Below are 15,520 nucleotides of genomic sequence, written 5' to 3'. Positions count from 1 at the left end.
GAAACATGACCAGCGTCCCGTTCCAACAGCCCGAATGTCTCCTCGATCTGCGCGCGACGCTGGGGGAGGGGCCTGTCTGGATTGCCGCTGAAAAATCCCTCTACTTCGTCGATATTCTGGAAGCAAAGATCCATCGCTTCACGCCCTTCAGCCGCAATCATCAGACATGGTCCGCCCCGGACCGTGTGGCGTTTCTTCTTCCTGTCGCCGATGGCACGTTCCTTGCCGGAATGCCGGACGGCCTGCGTCGCTTTGATCCGCGCGCAGGCAGTTTTTCCGATCACACGATCGTGGAAGCCGAGAAGCCCCGCAACCGCCTCAATGATGGCTGTGTCGATCCGCAGGGCCGCATCTGGTTCGGCACCATGGATGACGGCGAGGAAAATCCGTCCGGCTCGATCTACCGGCTTGTTCACGATCAGGACGGCCTGAACATCACTCATCAGGACGAAGGCTATACCGTTTCCAACGGTCCCGCCGTCTCTCCGTGCGGCAGGGTTCTCTATGTCTGTGACAGCCCGGAGCAGACGATCTACGCCTTTGACATCGAAGCAGATGGCAACCTTGCGAACGAGCGTGTCTTCGCCCGTCTGGACCACGGCTATCCTGACGGGATCGTGACTGACAGCGCAGGGACCGTCTGGTGCGGAACCTGGGGTGGTGGCCGTGTGGCACGGTTCAGGCCGGATGGTACGGAACTGCCATCGATTCCCATGCCTGTCACGAATGTCACGAAAGTCGCCTTCGGCGGCGATGACCTGAAAACGGTCTTCGTGACGACCGCGCGCAAGGGGCTGGATGCCGAAACCCTTGCAAAGGAACCGCAGGCCGGCTCCCTGTTCGCTTTCCGCACGGATGTTGCAGGTGTTCCGCAGCAGGTCTTTCGCCTGAACGGCTGATCTAGCCCAGAAGCTCCTGTAGAAGCGGGATCAGCGGAAGGTCGGGATCAGGCATGGTGTAGCGGCCCAGATCGGCGGCTGCGACCCATTCCAGGGTCTGGCCTTCCCGGGGGGTTGGCACGCCCCTCCAGCGCCGCACCACATAAAGCGGCATCAGCAGATGGAACGGTCCGGCGTTCTCGCTGACGAACGTGAACGGCGCCAGACAGGCCCCGGCCAGATCAAGCCCGAGTTCCTCGCGCATTTCGCGGACCAGCGCCTGTTCCGGCGTCTCGTCCCGCTCGACCTTGCCGCCCGGAAACTCCCACAGTCCCGCGAGACGCTTTCCTTCCGGCCGACGTGCCAGAAGGATCCGTCCCTGCGCATCCAGAAGCGCCGCTGCCACAACCAGAAGTGTCCGGGGCTTCGTCTCCGGAACAACGGGAGCCGCAACGGCTGGAGCAGGGGAGGGCTCCCCATCCGGAATGTCCTGCGTCCCGGCAAGGAACGCGGTCCGTGTCAGCTCATACAGATCAACCGGGCATTCCTGCCCGCGGGATACGAACCGGCGGCTCGATGTTCCCGTTTTCTGAAACCCGAGCTTCCTGAGAACGGCGGCAGAGGCCGGATTGTCCTGCGCCGCCGCGGCGGTGAGTTTTCCCAGCTTCAGGACCGTCAGGCCCCATTCCACCACCCGCTGCCCGGCCAGCGTTGCGATCCCCTGTCCCCAGGCCGAGGGCGCGAGCCAGTATCCCAAAGACCCCGCACGCCGGTTATCGGACAGTACGAGCCCCATGGCACCGAGCAGCGCCCCCTCCCGGGTGATGGCAAAATGATGGGCCTGTCCCTGCGTGCTGTCGCGGCGGGTGGACTCGATCCACTCTGCCGCCAGTTCCCGTGGATAGGGAAAGGGCAGGCTGCTGAGCATCCGCACGACGCTCCAGTCATTGACCAGACGGTGAATGACCGGTGCGTCCTCCGGCTGCAGGGCGCGGAGAACGAGCGTCCCTGCCTTGAGGTCTGGAGTCATGTCAGGGTGTGGAACCCTGCGGCTTTTCAGAAGGGGCCGCCGCTACGCCACATCGTGCCAGCAGACGACGCAGCATGTTGATGACCGGGAAGACCTCCTGATTGTGATCGCCGCCCAGTTCGTTCCACGCGGCCTGTTCCAGTTCCACGATATCCCGGTCTTCCTTGAAGATCCGCTCGGTGAACGCAATCAGGAACGGCCAGGCCACATCCAGAACCAGCTTTGCTTTCGGACGGCGGATCGACAGCAGCCCGAACACGCGGCACGTCTTCTGCTCTGCATCCTGCGGCACGTAGACGATCCACAGATCCATGACCGGCGGCTCGTCACCCGTCGCGATGCGCAGCGTCTGGTACGGATACTCCGTCCGGATCGTCATGACGTCCTTGTGGGCGTATTTCTCGCTGGCATCGCGACGCTCACCAAAGATGAACGTCTCACCCCAGGGCTGCTTGCCCCCGGTCCGCGCAAAACTGTACCGCGCCTCGACCAGTGTGGGCTCGTCCCTGCCGCCGAGGAAGCGCGGCTTCATCTGGCCCATCTGCTTCATGTGCATGAACTGATGGTTCATATCCATCAGGTTCTCATGCATGAAACTGTAATGGCAGGCGACCGTCTCACCGAAACGGCGCGTCTTGTATTCGGGGTTGCCCACCGAGCCAAGCTGCGGAAACGGCGTACTCTCGGCCTTTGCCGGATCGCCGGGGAAAATGAAAATCAGCCCGCCTTCCTCACGGCACGGATAGGTCCGCACTCCGTTCGGCAGCTTGCCCTTGCCCAGATAGGGCACGTCAATGCAGCGTCCCGACCGGCCATAGGCCCAGCCGTGATAGCAGCACTGGACCGCTTCACCACTGACCTTGCCAAGACTGAGCGGCACCTGACGGTGCGCACAGCGATCCTCGAGCGCGAACACAGTGCCATCCATCGGCCGCACGAGTGCGATCGGCTGTCCGGCATAGCGTGTGCCGATGGTCTTGCCGCGCTTGAGTTCGCGCGACCAGGCGACCGGATACCAGTAATCGGGATTGGAGTGGACGCGTCGCAGGTCTGCGGTCTTCCGAACCACGTCTTCTACCGGAGAGAACTCTCCGATATCCGGGTCGATGACATGGTCGGCGCCCTGCGTGGCGTCAGAAGAGGCAGAGACAGTCTGCGACATGAGTATCCTGATCCGTGATGAAACCGCGACATTTTCAAATGCGCAGAGAACCTAACAGGCAAAGCCCCACTTCAGGAAGAGATCATTCGCATCATTGGATCGCGTCTTTCCCGCAACATGCAGCACAAAAACCACCATTTTCGTGTCATTGAAAGATCATCTTGCGGGACTGGTGCTTTTCCGGGCGAGCAGGCCCGTTTAGGAGACCGCTTCCCACAAATCATAAATCCCCCATTCCGGAGTTTCGGCCACGGTGCGAACCAGATCCCTGCTTCTTTCCTCCATCGCACTGTTTGCAGTCCGTCAGTCTGTCCTGGCTGCCGATCCTCATGGCGTTCACCATCATCCGGCAACGAAGGATACGGCGCCGGTTGTGACCGCCACCTCTGCCCCGACCGGGCAGGGCCGGAAGGCGGCCGCTCCGGCCCGCCACCGCACAACAGAACTGGATGCCCGTGCAACGGAAAGCGTCGCCGTCACCGGGCGCCAGTTGACCGGACGTGACGCCGAGCAGGCCGTCTCGAAAGCCATCATGCGCCAGTATGTTCCCGGAACCAGCGCCTACAAGATGCTAGACCGTACTCCGGGCGTCAGCTTCACCTCCACCGATCCATTCGGAATCGACAGTTTCGGCGCCAATCTTTACGTCCGCGGATTCTTCATGAACCAGATGGGCGTCACCGTGGATGGCGTTCCCCTGAACGATCAGACTTACCAGTCCGTCAGCGGCATGAGCCTCGCCTCCGCCATCATTCCCGACGATATCCAGTCCATGCGCATGTCGCAGGGCGCAGGTTCGGTCGAACTTCCCTCGACCAACACGCTGGGTGGTACGATCCAGATTGGTTCCTCGGACCCCGAGGACAGGCGCGGCGGCAAGGTCAGCCAGTCTTTCGGCAGCTACGGCTCGTACCGCACCTATGTTCGTCTGGATTCCGGCAAGCTGAACCCGACCGGCACGAAGTTCTACACGTCCTATGCCCGCACCGATGAAGGCATGTGGATGGGTGGTGGTGACCAGTTCATGCAGCAGGTCGATACCAAGCTCGTCCAGCCGATCAATGAACGCAGCCGCATGTCGGCCTTCTTCAACTGGTCCAGTCTGGCCCAGTGGAACTATCCCGACACGTCCATTGGCATCCTGAAGAACCTCGGCTGGCGCACGCCGCATCTCTATCCGAATTACGGGCTGGCCTACGGGATCGCCAACGGCACGAGCCCGCTGCCGGCCGGTTACGGGAACGTGCCGGGCATCGATGGCTCCAACATCGCCATGTATGACGGCGGCCAGTCCGAAACCAACTACATGGGCGGGCTGCATTTCGACCTCGCCCTGACTGATCATCTGACCTGGAACACCACGATCTACGGTCACAGCCAGACCGGCTATTACAGCTATACGGATTCGGATGATCCCTCGCCGAATGGTGCGCCGTTCTCCGAAGAAGTCTGGCAGAACCGTCAGGAGCGCTACGGTCTCGACACCAGCCTGCGCTATAAATGGGGCCGTCATACTATCGAGGGAGGCGTCTGGTACGAAAACAACAACCAGCAGGCAGGGCTGTTCAATTATCAGCAGCCGCTTCTGGGGCAGGGAGCGCCGCTCAAGGCTGTTGGTCCCTATGACGTTTATGGTCCCGCCTTCCTCGAAGGCTACAATTTCCAATGGACCACGAACGTCATGCAGTTCCACCTGCAGGACAGCATCCAGCTTGCCGAAGGCCTGACGTTGCATGCCGGCTTCAAGTCCATGACTGCCACGACCTCCGGGGGCGCCCAGTACAACAACGCCGACTGGACGGGCGCGGACGCCCTGCCGAACGGCTCCCTGACGGCCTCGCAGGCTTTCCTGCCGCATGTCAATCTGGACTGGCACATCAACCGCCACCATGAGATCTACGTGGACGTGGCCGAGAACATGCGTGCCTATGAAGTCTCGGCCTATGGCGTGGCGAACTCGGTCTATTCCGTGCAGGATCAGGCCACGTTCCAGGCCCAGAAGAAGTCCCTCGAGCCGTCCAAGGCCTGGGTCTATCTCGGCGGCTACCGCTATACGTCAAAATATCTTCAGGCGAACGCGACAGTCTATCACGCCAGCCTGATCCACCCGATCCTGGCGGCTGCCGTGGGCTCCCTGACCAATCCGGTCTCGCAGGTTATCGATTTCGGCCACATCTCCATGACGGGTGCCAATGGCGACATCACCATCACCCCGATCGACGGCCTGAGCATCAGTAACAATCTGAGCTACAATAAGGGCACCTACGACCGGAATGTCGATACGGTCGGCGGATACTATGCGCTCGCGGGCAAGAACATCGTCAACTACCCCGCCTGGATGTACAAGACGTCAGTCGCCTATAGCTGGAAGGGCATGACCGCACATTTCGATGCGAATTACTACAGCCGCCGCTATTACAGCTTCATGAACGACACCTCGATCGGCGGCTACTGGCTGGCCAACGCCGGTGCACAGTACCGTTTCGGCAAGCTGAGTGTCCTCAAGGATGTCACGGCGAGCTTCAATGTCTATAACCTGTTCAACACCAAATACATCTCCATGATGGGCGAGAACGACAACCCTGCCGTGGGCGACTACCAGTCCATGGAACGCGGTGCCGTCCGCGAGTTCTTCGGAACCATCAGCGCGTCATTCTGACCGGCGGAAGAGGCAGGCGGCTTCGGCCGCCTACCTTCATCGTCAGGAGAAAACTGGCAAAACTGCCGGGTCAGGGTCGTCGGCGTTTCGTCCCGTCAGACATGCGCGGGCCTTACTCACAACACGTCTGCCCCGGCTCACAGGGCGTCGGAACAACTGCCGTAGAACGAGAATATTTTTTCCTGCTCCCGACAGCAGCATCGCGAACGCAAGGCTGGATGCCGCTTCGACGAAGGACATAACTTCAAAACTGGTAGCGAAACCAAGAACATCCGGAGCCATCTGTAGGCTTGCAGCAAAACCATCATGGCCCAGTAGCCATGTGGCACAGCCCACAAGCAGAATAGTTCCCAGCGCAAGAATGCCTGCAGTGTAGGGAAACTCTCTCACCCATCTGACGGGACGTGTCACAAGCCGATCACGACAGATTCTGCCGATAGATGTATCTGGAGCCGCATAAGCCAGAAAAAATGCGGCGATTATCATCAGGATGATCATATTGCTACTCTCGTGCGTTCAACGTCTTGTGCGAGCACAAACAGCCGTAAAATTCAGGCATCCTGTTCGGGTGTTATACCCAGTTCGGCACTCAGATCACTGATGAACTGCGAGGCGACACGGCCGGAACGACTGCCCCGCGCCATGGCCCACTGAAGCGCTTTGCGTCGCAGTTCTTCGCGCGGAACCGGCAGATTATAATAAGCCGCATAGGCTTCGACGATCGCCAGATAATCGTCCTGCGTCGCGCCATACAGGCCGATCCAGAGCCCGAAGCGGTCCGAAAGCGAGACCTTTTCCTCGATGGCTTCCGATGGGTTAATCGCACTGCCGGTCTCGTTCTCGATCATGTCCCGCGGCATCAGGTGACGGCGGTTGGAGGTCGCATAAATCAGGACGTTTTCCGGGCGCCCCCCGATCCCGCCATCAAGCACGGATTTGAGGGACTTGTAGTCTGCATCTTGGCTCTCGAATGACAGGTCATCGCAGAACAGGATGCAGCGGCGCTTCGTGGTGCGCAGGACGGCCAGCAGCTTTGGCAGCGAAGACAGTTCGTCACGCTGGATCTCGATCAGCGCGAGTGTCCCGCCGCCCTTGGCCCGCTGCTCTTCGTTCACGGCTGCGACGGACGCCTTTACCAGCGAGGACTTACCCATGCCGCGCGCCCCCCACAGCATCACGTTGTTGGCGCTGAAGCCTTCCGCGAAATGCCGAGTATTGGTCATGACCTGATCCATCTGCCGCTTCACGCCCTGAAGCAGCGACAGCGGAACCCCCGAAACCTTCTCCACTGGTGTCAACACGCCCAGCGCAGCCTGCCACAGAAAGGCGTCGTGCCTGTGCAGGATATCCGCACTCGGCGGAGGCGGACTCATGCGCTCCAGACTGTCGGCAATACGTTCGAGAGCACTGAGCAGGGCATGGTCGGTCATGGAAAACGGTCCCGGAACGAAAGGGGTTGAGATCAAAAGACATCGGCGCCGTGCTTGACGGGCAGCCCCCGGACGATATGGTCCCCGCCAGCTTCACTCAAGACTGGACCCTTACATCCATGAGCAGTCTGTTCATTTCTTCCGCCCAGGCCGCCGATGGTGGTGGTCTCCTGTCCAATCCGCAGGTGCTTCAGTTCGCCCCGATGATTTTCATCTTCGTGGTGTTCTATTTCCTGCTCATCCGTCCCCAGCAGCAGCGCGCCCGCAAGCTGCGCGAAGAGCAGGGTTCCCTGCGTCGCGGCGACCGGATCGTGACGGCTGGCGGTATCGTCGGTGTCGTGCAGGCCACCCGTGATGACAGCGATGAAGTGGACGTCGAGATCGCCCAGGGCGTGCGCGTGAAGATCGTCCGCAGCACGATCACGAACATCACGTCCCGCGAAAAGCCGGCCAACGATTCCTGATCCGGTTGTCAAAAGACCCGTTCACGAAAAACGCCCCGCCCGGAAAACCGGGCGGGGCGTTTTTTTGTCTGACGATCCGGGAAGGGATCAGGCAGACTTCAGTTCAGCTTCCGCGAACTCGTAGTTGGCGAGCTTGTCCAGATAGTTCGTGATGTAGTCCGGACGACGGTTGCGGAAATCGAGGTAATAGGCGTGCTCCCACACGTCGAGGCCCAGCAGTGCCTTGCCCTGACCTTCGGCCAGCGGGTTGGAGCCGTTTGCCGTCTTCGTGACAGCCAGCTTGCCGGACTTGTTCAGAACCAGCCACGCCCAGCCCGAGCCGAACTGCGTCGTGGCAGCCTGCTTGAAGAGCTTCTTGAACTCTTCGACGGAGCCGAAATCTTCAGCGATCTTCTTTTCCAGACCGGTCGGGATCTGGCCGCCCGTCGGGGACAGGTTCTTCCAGAACAGGATGTGGTTCCAGTGCTGGCCCGCATTGTTGAAGACCGGGGCGATCTCGGGCTTGCCGTAGGAGAATGCGATGATCTCCTCAAGCGTCTTGCCAGCCAGTTCCGGCTTGCTTTCGACGAAACCGTTCAGCGCCGTGACATAGGCCTGATGGTGCTTGTCGTGGTGCAGTTCCAGCGTTTCCTGGCACATACCAGCACCGGCGAGGGCGTTTTCTGCGTAAGGCAGGGGGGGAAGTTCAAAAGCCATGATGTCACTCCTTGGCAGAATAAGACGAGGTGACCGCCCTCAGGGGCGGCCGCTCCCGCATATCGTTCTCATTTATGGGGAAGATTGGCAACGCTGTGTTCCATCGCACCGATGAGAGCCGAATAGTCCTCATCCGCATGCAGACGGTTTGAAAGAGCCAGCGCCTGATCGGCCACGGCCATGCCCGGCATGAAGGCGCCGACCTTGCGTCCGGCATCCAGCAGCAGCCCCATGTCCTTGGACATGAGCCGTGTCGGGAACTGGGACGGGAATTCGCGGTTCTGACCCATCTTCAGCTTGCGTTTGTGATGCGGGCTGACGACGGCAACCTGTTGAAGCGTCTCGAACACGACATCACGATCCAGTCCCGCAGCCAGTCCGTAAGAGACGCCTTCCGCGATGACGTTGAGTGTGGCACCCATCACGCCGTTCACAACCAGCTTCAGCCGCGCAGCCGAACCGGCAGGCCCCGCGTGGATCGTCAGCTTGCCGATGACATCCAGAACCGGCTGCGCGCGCTTGACCACAGCTTCGTCGCCACCGACCAGCATGACCAGATCACCGCTCTCGGCTTCAGGCGTGCTGCCGGACATGGGGGCATCAAGCAGGGAAAATCCATGTTCGACAGCAAGCCTGGCAAAGGCGTCGGCCTGATCGGGAGAGACGGTGGAGGTGTCGAGGACAAGCTTGCCGGGTGTCAGGGCAGCGAGCGCCCCGTTCCCGCCATGTAGGGATTCGTTTTCCGCCGCATCGTTCGGCACACAGAAGATGATAATATCCGCAGCTTCCGCAATCGCGCGCGGCGAGGGCAGCATTTCGGTTTCATCCTTGCCGCCCGACGGGGCAAACGCCACGACCGGATAACCGGCCTTTCGGAGATTGGCCCCCATCCGCTGGGCCATGGCGCCGTAACCGATAAAACCGATCTTTGGACTGGACATGGAAACTGGCTCCTTGTGATGCGTTGCAACAGACTCACGCATCATGAGTGCCAGAGTTTCGCAAGGTTCGGAAATTGATTATGGCGCTGTTTCGCTATCCCAGACCCCTGCCATCTGAAATCACGCCACGGGAAATGTATCTCTCCCGACGCGGCCTTATCGGCGGGGCAGCGGCGCTTACGGGCCTGGCAACCGCGGCCCACGCGACAACGCTGCAGACCCGTCCCGGTCCCTATTCCGCCGGTCTGACCCCAACGCCGCACGAAGATGTGACGCACTACAACAATTTCTACGAATTCGGCATGGGCAAGGCGGACCCTTCCGCCAATGCGCAGGGGTTTCATCCCCTGCCATGGACACTGGAAATCACGGGACTCGTTCGCAGGCCTGTCCGGCTGGACGTAGAGCAGCTTCTGCGGTCCCCCGCGATCGAGGAGCGGATCTACCGCATGCGCTGCGTGGAAGCCTGGTCCATGGTCATTCCCTGGGACGGTATCCCCCTCGCAACCCTGCTGAAGGATGCGGATCCCGATCCCCGCGCCACACACGTCGCCTTCGAGAGTGTCCTGCGCCCCTCCGAAATGCCCGGCCAGAACGGGGGGTTTTCAGGCATCCAGTGGCCCTATGTCGAAGGACTGCGGCTGGACGAAGCCATGAATCCGCTGACCCTGCTGGCTCTGGGGATCTATGGCGAGACGCTTCCAAACCAGAATGGGGCGCCCGTCCGTCTGGTCGTTCCGTGGAAATACGGCTTCAAGGGCATCAAGTCGATCCAGCGTATCCGTCTGCTGGATCACGAACCTTCAACAACATGGAACCGTCTCGCGGCGGATGAGTATGGCTTTTATGCCAACGTCAATCCGCAGGTCGATCATCCGCGCTGGAGTCAGGCGACCGAGCGTGTCATTGGCTCGCATTCCCTCTTCGGTGCCACACGGCAGCCGACCCTGATGTTCAACGGATATGGAGAACAGGTTGCGGATCTGTATCGCGGCATGGACCTGCGGAAAGACTTCTGATGCCAGCCACCCGCGTGCAGGCTGCTGCTGATCGGGGCAGTGCTCTGAAACGACACTGGCGCCTGATTCTGTATCCGCTCGGCATGATCCCAGCGGTCTGGCTCGTCTGGCAGGGTCAGCACGGCGCGCTCGGCGCCGATCCTGTCAACACCTTTGAACGATCGCTGGGTCTGTGGGCTTTCCGTTTCCTGCTGGCGTGCCTGGCGCTCGCGCCTCTGAGACGGTTCACGGGCCTCAACCTGCTGCGTTACCGGCGTCTGACTGGCCTGCTGGCCTTTTTCTATGCCGTCCTGCACCTGCTGGCCTATGCCGGGCTGGATCACGGATTTGACTGGCCCGTCCTGTGGAAAGATGTCACGCACCGCTATTTCGTCATTCTGGGGCTGGGCGCGCTTCTCATGCTCACCCCACTCGCCCTGACATCCAATGCGATGTCCATGCGCTTGCTGAAGCGCCGGTGGAAGCTGCTGCACCGGCTGATCTACCCCGCCGCGATTCTGGCGGCGATCCACTTTTTCCTGTCCTTCAAGACACTGAATGGTGTGTCCGCCCCGTACCTTGCCGCGATGGCCCTGATTCTCCTGAGCCGCTTCGTACCGCATTCCAGGACAGGAAGCGGGCTCTAAGTCAGCCGATTTTCAGACAGGATCAGACGGCCGGGCGCAACGCTGCACGGATCTTGGGGGAAAGCTCTGTCAGGGCTGAACGTCGCTGGGCCAGCATGTCAGCCGGAAAAGGCTTGTTTGGGAAGTGACATCCATCTGCCAGAAGCAGCCCGTCCGGCAGGTGGGTGATTTCACCGGGGCGGAAATCAAGCCGCGAGAGCGGAATTCCGCATGCCCCCAGAACGGCAATATGAGCACTGATCCCCAGCGTCAGGACCAGCCTGAGCCTGTGCATGCTCTGGAGTTCGGTACAGAGCGCCGCGCTACAGGTCTCGAGTTCGGAGGGGAGTGCGAGCGGCTGGGAGGAGAGGGGCTGCATCACGCTGGTAATGCGCCCCAGAATGGAGGCCGGTCCGGCAAGGGCGGGATCGAAGACGATGTCATTGGCCTTCAGAAAGCCAGCCAGCGTGTCCACGGCATCTTCCGGATCAAGACAGACGATCAGCAGTTCGGCTGAAAGCGGCCCGGTTCCTGACCGCGATCCTTCCGGAATGACGGGAGGCGGAGGAGGGGCGGGGATCGTTCCGGTGGAAGCCCGAAGTGTCATGAATCGCTGGTCTCGTCACTGTTGATATCGGCCGGATGACGAACGGGCCCCTGTCGCGGAGGATTGCGCGATTCCGTCTGGCGACGCGTGAACGAGGGCGCAATATCCGCCAGTTCCACGAAAAGATCCGCCTGGCGGCGCAGGTCGTCCCCGATCATGGGGGGCGTCGAGCGCATCGAGGAAATGACCGTGACCCGGACCCCGCGCGCCTGAACCGCCTCCACGGCGCGCCGCAGGTCGGAATCACCGCTCACGATCACAGCGTGATCGAGCCGGCCGGCCTGTTCCAGAAGATCCACTGTCAGTTCGACATCCATGTTTCCCTTGATACGCCGTCTTCCTGAATGATCCGTAAACTCGCGCGCATTTTTCAGTACGAGATGATAGCCGTTATAGGCCAGCCAGTCGGTCAGGGGGCGAAGGGGGGAATAGTCGTCCGTTTCGGGCATCGCGGCATAATAGAAAGCGCGCTGGAAAAGACATTCGGCTTCAAACATTTTGCGCAGGCTGCGGAAATCGACTTCAAAACCCAGATTGCGGGCTGCGTGGTGGAGGCTGGCGCCATCAATGAAAAGGGCCGTACGTTCGTTCTGGCGCAGAAGCATGATGGTAATCCTGGTATGTAAAATATGTTTCCCTGTACGACAGGGTGCAGAAACTGCCTTCCAGCTGCGAACGAGCTTGGATGCACTCAGGTTCAATTCCGGAGATGAGGCAGGTGCGGATTGCAATCGCATGAACCGCATGTTATTGCCAGCACTCTCTCTTATTTTATTCCTAGTCTGACCCGAAGGGGGCCTGTCGCATGGCGCGCGTAACCGTCGAAGATTGCATCGAGAAGGTTCCTAACCGTTTCGAACTGGTTCTGCTTGCCGCCCAGCGTGCACGTGGCCTGTCGCGCGGGGAGGAAATCCGTCTGGATCGTGAAAACGACAAGAACACGGTCGTTGCGCTGCGCGAAATCGCCGAAGACAAGGTGAGCCTCCCCGTGCTGCGCGAAGGCATCATCCGCTCCCTGGCCCGCGCGCCGGAGCCGGAGCCTGTTGACGAGGAAGTGCTGGATCTCATCCCGACCGACCAGAACATCTTCGGTCTGCAGGATGTTTCCACCGAGGAAGAACACGCTCATATGGCCGAGAATATGTCCGCTGATGAAGCGGCAGCAATCGAAGCCGAACTGGGTGGTCGGGGTCGCCGCTGATTTCTGCTGAAGTCCAGTGAAGGGAGGATATGCTTCATGCCTGATGCATCTCCTCCGGTTGCGCCGTCGCCCGTAGCCTCGGGTGACTTCAAGCCGTCCATCGCCGGACTGCTTCGGCGGATCGAAAGCTATGATCCGTCTGCCGATCTTGCCCGGATCGAAGACGCCTATGATGTCGCCGCCAATGCCCATAACGGGCAGCGCCGCGACAATGGCGATGCCTACATTACCCATCCCATTGCCGTCGCCAATATTCTTGCCGGTTTTCGCATGGATGCGACCTCCATCATGGTGGGTCTGCTGCACGACACCGTAGAAGATACCGGCGTTTCCTGCGATTCCCTGAAAGCCCGTTTCGGCGAGGATGTCGCAGCCCTCGTTGATGGCGTAACCAAGCTCACACGTCTCGAACTCCAGTCCGATCGCACCAAGCAGGCCGAGAACTTCCGCAAGCTCGTTCTCGCCATGTCGCGGGACATCCGCGTCCTGATCGTCAAATTGGCCGACCGCCTGCACAATATGCGTACGCTTCATTACGTGCAGCGGACTGATCGCCGGCAGCGCATCGCCCGTGAGACGATGGATATCTATGCGCCTCTCGCCGAACGCATCGGCATGGACCGCGTCAAGACGGAGCTGCAGAACCTTTCCTTCGCCCAGCTCGAGCCCGAAGCTGATGCAACGATCCGCGCGCGCCTGAACTTCCTGCGGGGGCAGGGGGCGGATGTCATCGAACAGGTCCGTCAGGAACTGATGGCCCTGTGCGCTGAAACGGGGATCGACAGGGTCGAAGTGACGGGCCGTGAAAAATCGCCCTACTCGATTTGGGAAAAGATGCAGCGCCGGAACGTGGCGTTCGAGCAGCTCTCGGACATCATGGCGTTCCGTCTGCTCGTGCCGACGCGCGACGCCTGTTACATGGCGCTGGGTGCGATCCACGGCGCCTATCCGATGATCGCCGGGCGTTTCAAGGATTACATTTCCACCCCCAAGGCCAACGGCTACCAGAGCCTTCATACCGGGGTCACTCTGCGTCACCCGCGAAACCAGAAGATCGAGGTCCAGATCCGGACCGCGGAAATGCATGATCTCGCCGAAAACGGCGTGGCATCGCACTGGGCCTACAAGGAACATGCGACCCCGAGCGAACGTGAAGCTGCCGCGTTGTCGTCTGCCTTTGGCGCGCCGACCCGCAAGCTGCGATGGGTGCAGGATCTGCTGGAAATCCTGGAAGACAGTCAGGCTCCTGACGAATTCCTCGAAAACACCAAGCTTGAACTCTATCAGGATCAGGTTTTCTGCTTCACGCCCAAGGGGCAACTGATTTCCCTTCCGCGTGGCGCAACGCCCGTCGATTTTGCCTACGCCGTACACAGTCAGGTCGGCGATACCTGTGTGGGCGCGAAGGTCAACGGTCGCCTGATGCCGCTGCGTCACGAACTGCAGAACGGCGATCAGGTCGAGATCATGACGGCCCGCGGTGGTACGCCCTCGCCATCATGGGAGCGCTTCGTCGCAACTGGCAAGGCCCGAGCCCGCATCCGGCGCTTTGTGGCGCAGCAGCAGCGTCAGGTCCATCTCGATAACGGTCGCGCCGCCATTGCCAAGGCCTTCCGTCAGGAGGGTGTGGACGGCTCCGAAAAAGTCCTCGACGGTATCCTCAAGGAACTGCGTCAGGCTTCGGTGGAAGACCTGTACGTCGCGGTTGGAAACGGCCAGCTTGGCCCCAAGGATGTAGTCAACACCGCCTATCCGGAACTCCGCCAAAGCGTTCGTGCGCCCAGAATGGTGCCGGGGCTGTCCCCGCGTTTCGGCCAGTCTCTCATGCTCGGTGCCGGGCATGGGAGTTCCAAAACGCCTGCCACCCATTCCGGCAGTACGATCAAGGGAATCGGTTCGGGTATCGCCATCAGCTTCGCAGGCTGCTGTCGCCCGCTGCCGGGAGATCCGATTGTCGGTATCATCGCCCAGGGCAAGGGTGTTACGATCCATCGCCGCGGCTGCCAGAATCTTTCCGGTTTTGCCGATACGCCCGAGCGTTTTCTGGAAGTGGACTGGGATTACGAAGCCCTCGGCCGCCGTCAGGGGGCCGAACCCTATACGGCACGTCTGTCAGTGGTGGCCGCCAACGAACCCGAGGTTCTCGCAACCCTGACCAATGTTGCCGCCAAGCACAGTGGCAGCGTCAGCAACCTCAAGATCGTAAACCGTCAGCTCGATTTCATGGAAATCCTGGTCGATCTGGAAGTGAAGGATCTGCGCCATCTGTCGTCCCTGATCGCTGCCTTCCGGACGGCCGTGGGTGTCATGCAGGTCGAGCGTGCCAAGGGATGAGCACGTGATCCTCGGCATGGGGACGGACCTGTGCATGATCTCTCGGATTGAACAGAGCGTCGAACGCTTCGGGGACCGCTTTCTGGACCGTGTCTTCACGCCCGCCGAGCGCACCCATGCGGACCGCCTTACGGGCACGGCGCGCATGGGTAGCTACGCCAAGCGCTGGGCTGCGAAGGAAGCCTGCGCGAAGGCTCTGGGAACAGGCTTTGCGGAGGGTGTCCGGCTTCAGGATATCGGGGTCTGCAACAGCCTCAAGGGCGCCCCGGAACTGCGGCTTTCAGGTGGGGCGGAACAGGCCCTGCAGCGCCTGACCCCTCCGGGACATGAGGCGCAGCTTTTCGTCAGCCTGACCGATGATCCCCCCTTTGCTCTCGCGCAGGTCATCATCCAATCCGTCCCTCCGGGATCATCCGCACCGATTGAACTGCTCGCCAACGCCGCCAAGCTGCGTTAAGAGCGTCTCATGACCAAGGAGAACAGGCCCGTGCAGG

16 protein-coding genes are annotated in these 15,520 nt (G+C 60.7%); 8 read left to right on the top strand and 8 right to left on the bottom strand.

Annotated features, from left to right (window positions below; all coding sequences use genetic code 11):
- Positions 1–5: 5 nt before the first annotated feature.
- Complete coding sequence (locus ABF859_RS08290; protein WP_415527302.1) at positions 6–899, top strand: SMP-30/gluconolactonase/LRE family protein; 894 nt, start codon at positions 6–8, stop codon at positions 897–899.
- A gap of 1 nt (position 900) precedes the next feature.
- Here ABF859_RS08290 and ABF859_RS08285 read toward each other — a convergent pair whose 3' ends face one another.
- Complete coding sequence (locus tag ABF859_RS08285) at positions 901–1,908, bottom strand: bifunctional GNAT family N-acetyltransferase/(deoxy)nucleoside triphosphate pyrophosphohydrolase (RefSeq protein WP_415527301.1); 1,008 nt, start codon at positions 1,906–1,908, stop codon at positions 901–903.
- Between the two features lies 1 nt (position 1,909).
- Positions 1,910–3,070, bottom strand: coding sequence for a Rieske 2Fe-2S domain-containing protein (locus tag ABF859_RS08280; RefSeq protein WP_415527300.1), 1,161 nt, complete (start codon positions 3,068–3,070; stop codon positions 1,910–1,912).
- A gap of 373 nt (positions 3,071–3,443) precedes the next feature.
- Here ABF859_RS08280 and ABF859_RS08275 point away from each other — a divergent pair, with 373 nt between their 5' ends.
- Complete coding sequence (locus tag ABF859_RS08275) at positions 3,444–5,729, top strand: TonB-dependent receptor (protein WP_415527456.1); 2,286 nt, start codon at positions 3,444–3,446, stop codon at positions 5,727–5,729.
- A gap of 42 nt (positions 5,730–5,771) precedes the next feature.
- Here the strand turns inward: ABF859_RS08275 and ABF859_RS08270 are convergent, their stop codons facing one another.
- Positions 5,772–6,227: a hypothetical protein gene (locus ABF859_RS08270; protein ID WP_415527299.1), complete on the bottom strand. Its 456-nt coding sequence runs from the start codon at positions 6,225–6,227 to the stop codon at positions 5,772–5,774.
- A gap of 53 nt (positions 6,228–6,280) precedes the next feature.
- Entirely contained in the window at positions 6,281–7,159 is an 879-nt protein-coding gene (locus tag ABF859_RS08265; protein ID WP_415527298.1) for an ATP-binding protein, read from the bottom strand.
- Positions 7,160–7,278: 119 nt separating this feature from the next.
- On the opposite strand from ABF859_RS08265, the gene yajC reads away from it, so the two are divergent.
- Positions 7,279–7,623 carry a preprotein translocase subunit YajC gene (yajC, locus tag ABF859_RS08260; protein WP_215746720.1) on the top strand — a complete coding sequence of 115 codons (345 nt, stop codon included), beginning with the start codon at positions 7,279–7,281 and terminating at the stop codon, positions 7,621–7,623.
- 87 nt (positions 7,624–7,710) lie between these two features.
- Here yajC and ABF859_RS08255 read toward each other — a convergent pair whose 3' ends face one another.
- Both ABF859_RS08255 and ABF859_RS08250 read right to left on the bottom strand, forming a co-directional pair.
- Complete coding sequence (locus ABF859_RS08255) at positions 7,711–8,319, bottom strand: superoxide dismutase (protein WP_415527297.1); 609 nt, start codon at positions 8,317–8,319, stop codon at positions 7,711–7,713.
- Positions 8,320–8,387: 68 nt separating this feature from the next.
- On the bottom strand, positions 8,388–9,260 hold the full coding sequence (locus ABF859_RS08250) for an NAD(P)-dependent oxidoreductase (RefSeq protein WP_415527296.1): 873 nt from the start codon (positions 9,258–9,260) through the stop codon (positions 8,388–8,390).
- An 80-nt stretch (positions 9,261–9,340) separates the two neighbouring features.
- Between ABF859_RS08250 and msrP the strand changes: the two genes are divergently transcribed.
- Positions 9,341–10,279, top strand: coding sequence for a protein-methionine-sulfoxide reductase catalytic subunit MsrP (gene msrP / locus ABF859_RS08245; protein WP_415527295.1), 939 nt, complete (start codon positions 9,341–9,343; stop codon positions 10,277–10,279).
- Positions 10,279–10,905, top strand: a complete 627-nt coding sequence (msrQ, locus tag ABF859_RS08240) for a protein-methionine-sulfoxide reductase heme-binding subunit MsrQ (protein ID WP_415527294.1) — start codon at positions 10,279–10,281, stop codon at positions 10,903–10,905. The genes msrP and msrQ overlap by 1 nt, the downstream gene beginning before the upstream one ends.
- Positions 10,906–10,927: 22 nt before the next feature.
- Here the strand turns inward: msrQ and ABF859_RS08235 are convergent, their stop codons facing one another.
- Together ABF859_RS08235 and ABF859_RS08230 are read right to left on the bottom strand one after the other, a co-directional pair.
- The gene (locus tag ABF859_RS08235) at positions 10,928–11,491 is read right to left on the bottom strand and encodes a hypothetical protein (protein WP_415527293.1); all 564 of its coding nucleotides are present in this window, start codon (positions 11,489–11,491) and stop codon (positions 10,928–10,930) included.
- Entirely contained in the window at positions 11,488–12,096 is a 609-nt protein-coding gene (locus tag ABF859_RS08230) for an NYN domain-containing protein (protein ID WP_415527292.1), read from the bottom strand. The genes ABF859_RS08235 and ABF859_RS08230 overlap by 4 nt, the downstream gene beginning before the upstream one ends.
- A gap of 200 nt (positions 12,097–12,296) precedes the next feature.
- On the opposite strand from ABF859_RS08230, the gene rpoZ reads away from it, so the two are divergent.
- Genes rpoZ through acpS form a run of 3 tightly spaced genes read left to right on the top strand, consistent with a single transcriptional unit; the run spans position 12,297 to position 15,483 of the window.
- On the top strand, positions 12,297–12,692 hold the full coding sequence (gene rpoZ / locus ABF859_RS08225) for a DNA-directed RNA polymerase subunit omega (RefSeq protein WP_024716831.1): 396 nt from the start codon (positions 12,297–12,299) through the stop codon (positions 12,690–12,692).
- 36 nt (positions 12,693–12,728) lie between these two features.
- Positions 12,729–15,026, top strand: coding sequence for a RelA/SpoT family protein (locus ABF859_RS08220; protein WP_415527291.1), 2,298 nt, complete (start codon positions 12,729–12,731; stop codon positions 15,024–15,026).
- 4 nt (positions 15,027–15,030) lie between these two features.
- Positions 15,031–15,483, top strand: coding sequence for a holo-ACP synthase (gene acpS, locus ABF859_RS08215; protein ID WP_415527290.1), 453 nt, complete (start codon positions 15,031–15,033; stop codon positions 15,481–15,483).
- Positions 15,484–15,520: the final 37 nt, after the last annotated feature.

The organism is Gluconobacter sp. (genome assembly GCF_047722525.1).
Classification (GTDB): Bacteria; Pseudomonadota; Alphaproteobacteria; order Acetobacterales; family Acetobacteraceae; genus Gluconobacter.
Note: the sequence above shows the minus strand (reverse complement) of the source record. Positions and strands in the feature narration are given on the sequence as shown.

Bases quoted from the DNA above. Each gene is read 5' to 3' on its own strand.
- ABF859_RS08290 (WP_415527302.1), top strand. From the start codon at position 6: ATGACCAGCGTCCCGTTCCAACAGCCCGAATGTCTCCTCGATCTGCGC.
- yajC (WP_215746720.1), top strand. From the start codon at position 7,279: ATGAGCAGTCTGTTCATTTCTTCCGCCCAGGCCGCCGATGGTGGTGGT.
- ABF859_RS08280 (WP_415527300.1), bottom strand. From the start codon at position 3,070: ATGTCGCAGACTGTCTCTGCCTCTTCTGACGCCACGCAGGGCGCCGAC.
- ABF859_RS08270 (WP_415527299.1), bottom strand. From the start codon at position 6,227: ATGATCATCCTGATGATAATCGCCGCATTTTTTCTGGCTTATGCGGCT.
- msrP (WP_415527295.1), top strand. From the start codon at position 9,341: ATGGCGCTGTTTCGCTATCCCAGACCCCTGCCATCTGAAATCACGCCA.
- rpoZ (WP_024716831.1), top strand. From the start codon at position 12,297: ATGGCGCGCGTAACCGTCGAAGATTGCATCGAGAAGGTTCCTAACCGT.
- ABF859_RS08255 (WP_415527297.1), bottom strand. From the start codon at position 8,319: ATGGCTTTTGAACTTCCCCCCCTGCCTTACGCAGAAAACGCCCTCGCC.
- ABF859_RS08250 (WP_415527296.1), bottom strand. From the start codon at position 9,260: ATGTCCAGTCCAAAGATCGGTTTTATCGGTTACGGCGCCATGGCCCAG.
- ABF859_RS08285 (WP_415527301.1), bottom strand. From the start codon at position 1,908: ATGACTCCAGACCTCAAGGCAGGGACGCTCGTTCTCCGCGCCCTGCAG.
- msrQ (WP_415527294.1), top strand. From the start codon at position 10,279: ATGCCAGCCACCCGCGTGCAGGCTGCTGCTGATCGGGGCAGTGCTCTG.
- ABF859_RS08235 (WP_415527293.1), bottom strand. From the start codon at position 11,491: ATGACACTTCGGGCTTCCACCGGAACGATCCCCGCCCCTCCTCCGCCT.
- ABF859_RS08230 (WP_415527292.1), bottom strand. From the start codon at position 12,096: ATGCTTCTGCGCCAGAACGAACGTACGGCCCTTTTCATTGATGGCGCC.
- ABF859_RS08220 (WP_415527291.1), top strand. From the start codon at position 12,729: ATGCCTGATGCATCTCCTCCGGTTGCGCCGTCGCCCGTAGCCTCGGGT.
- ABF859_RS08265 (WP_415527298.1), bottom strand. From the start codon at position 7,159: ATGACCGACCATGCCCTGCTCAGTGCTCTCGAACGTATTGCCGACAGT.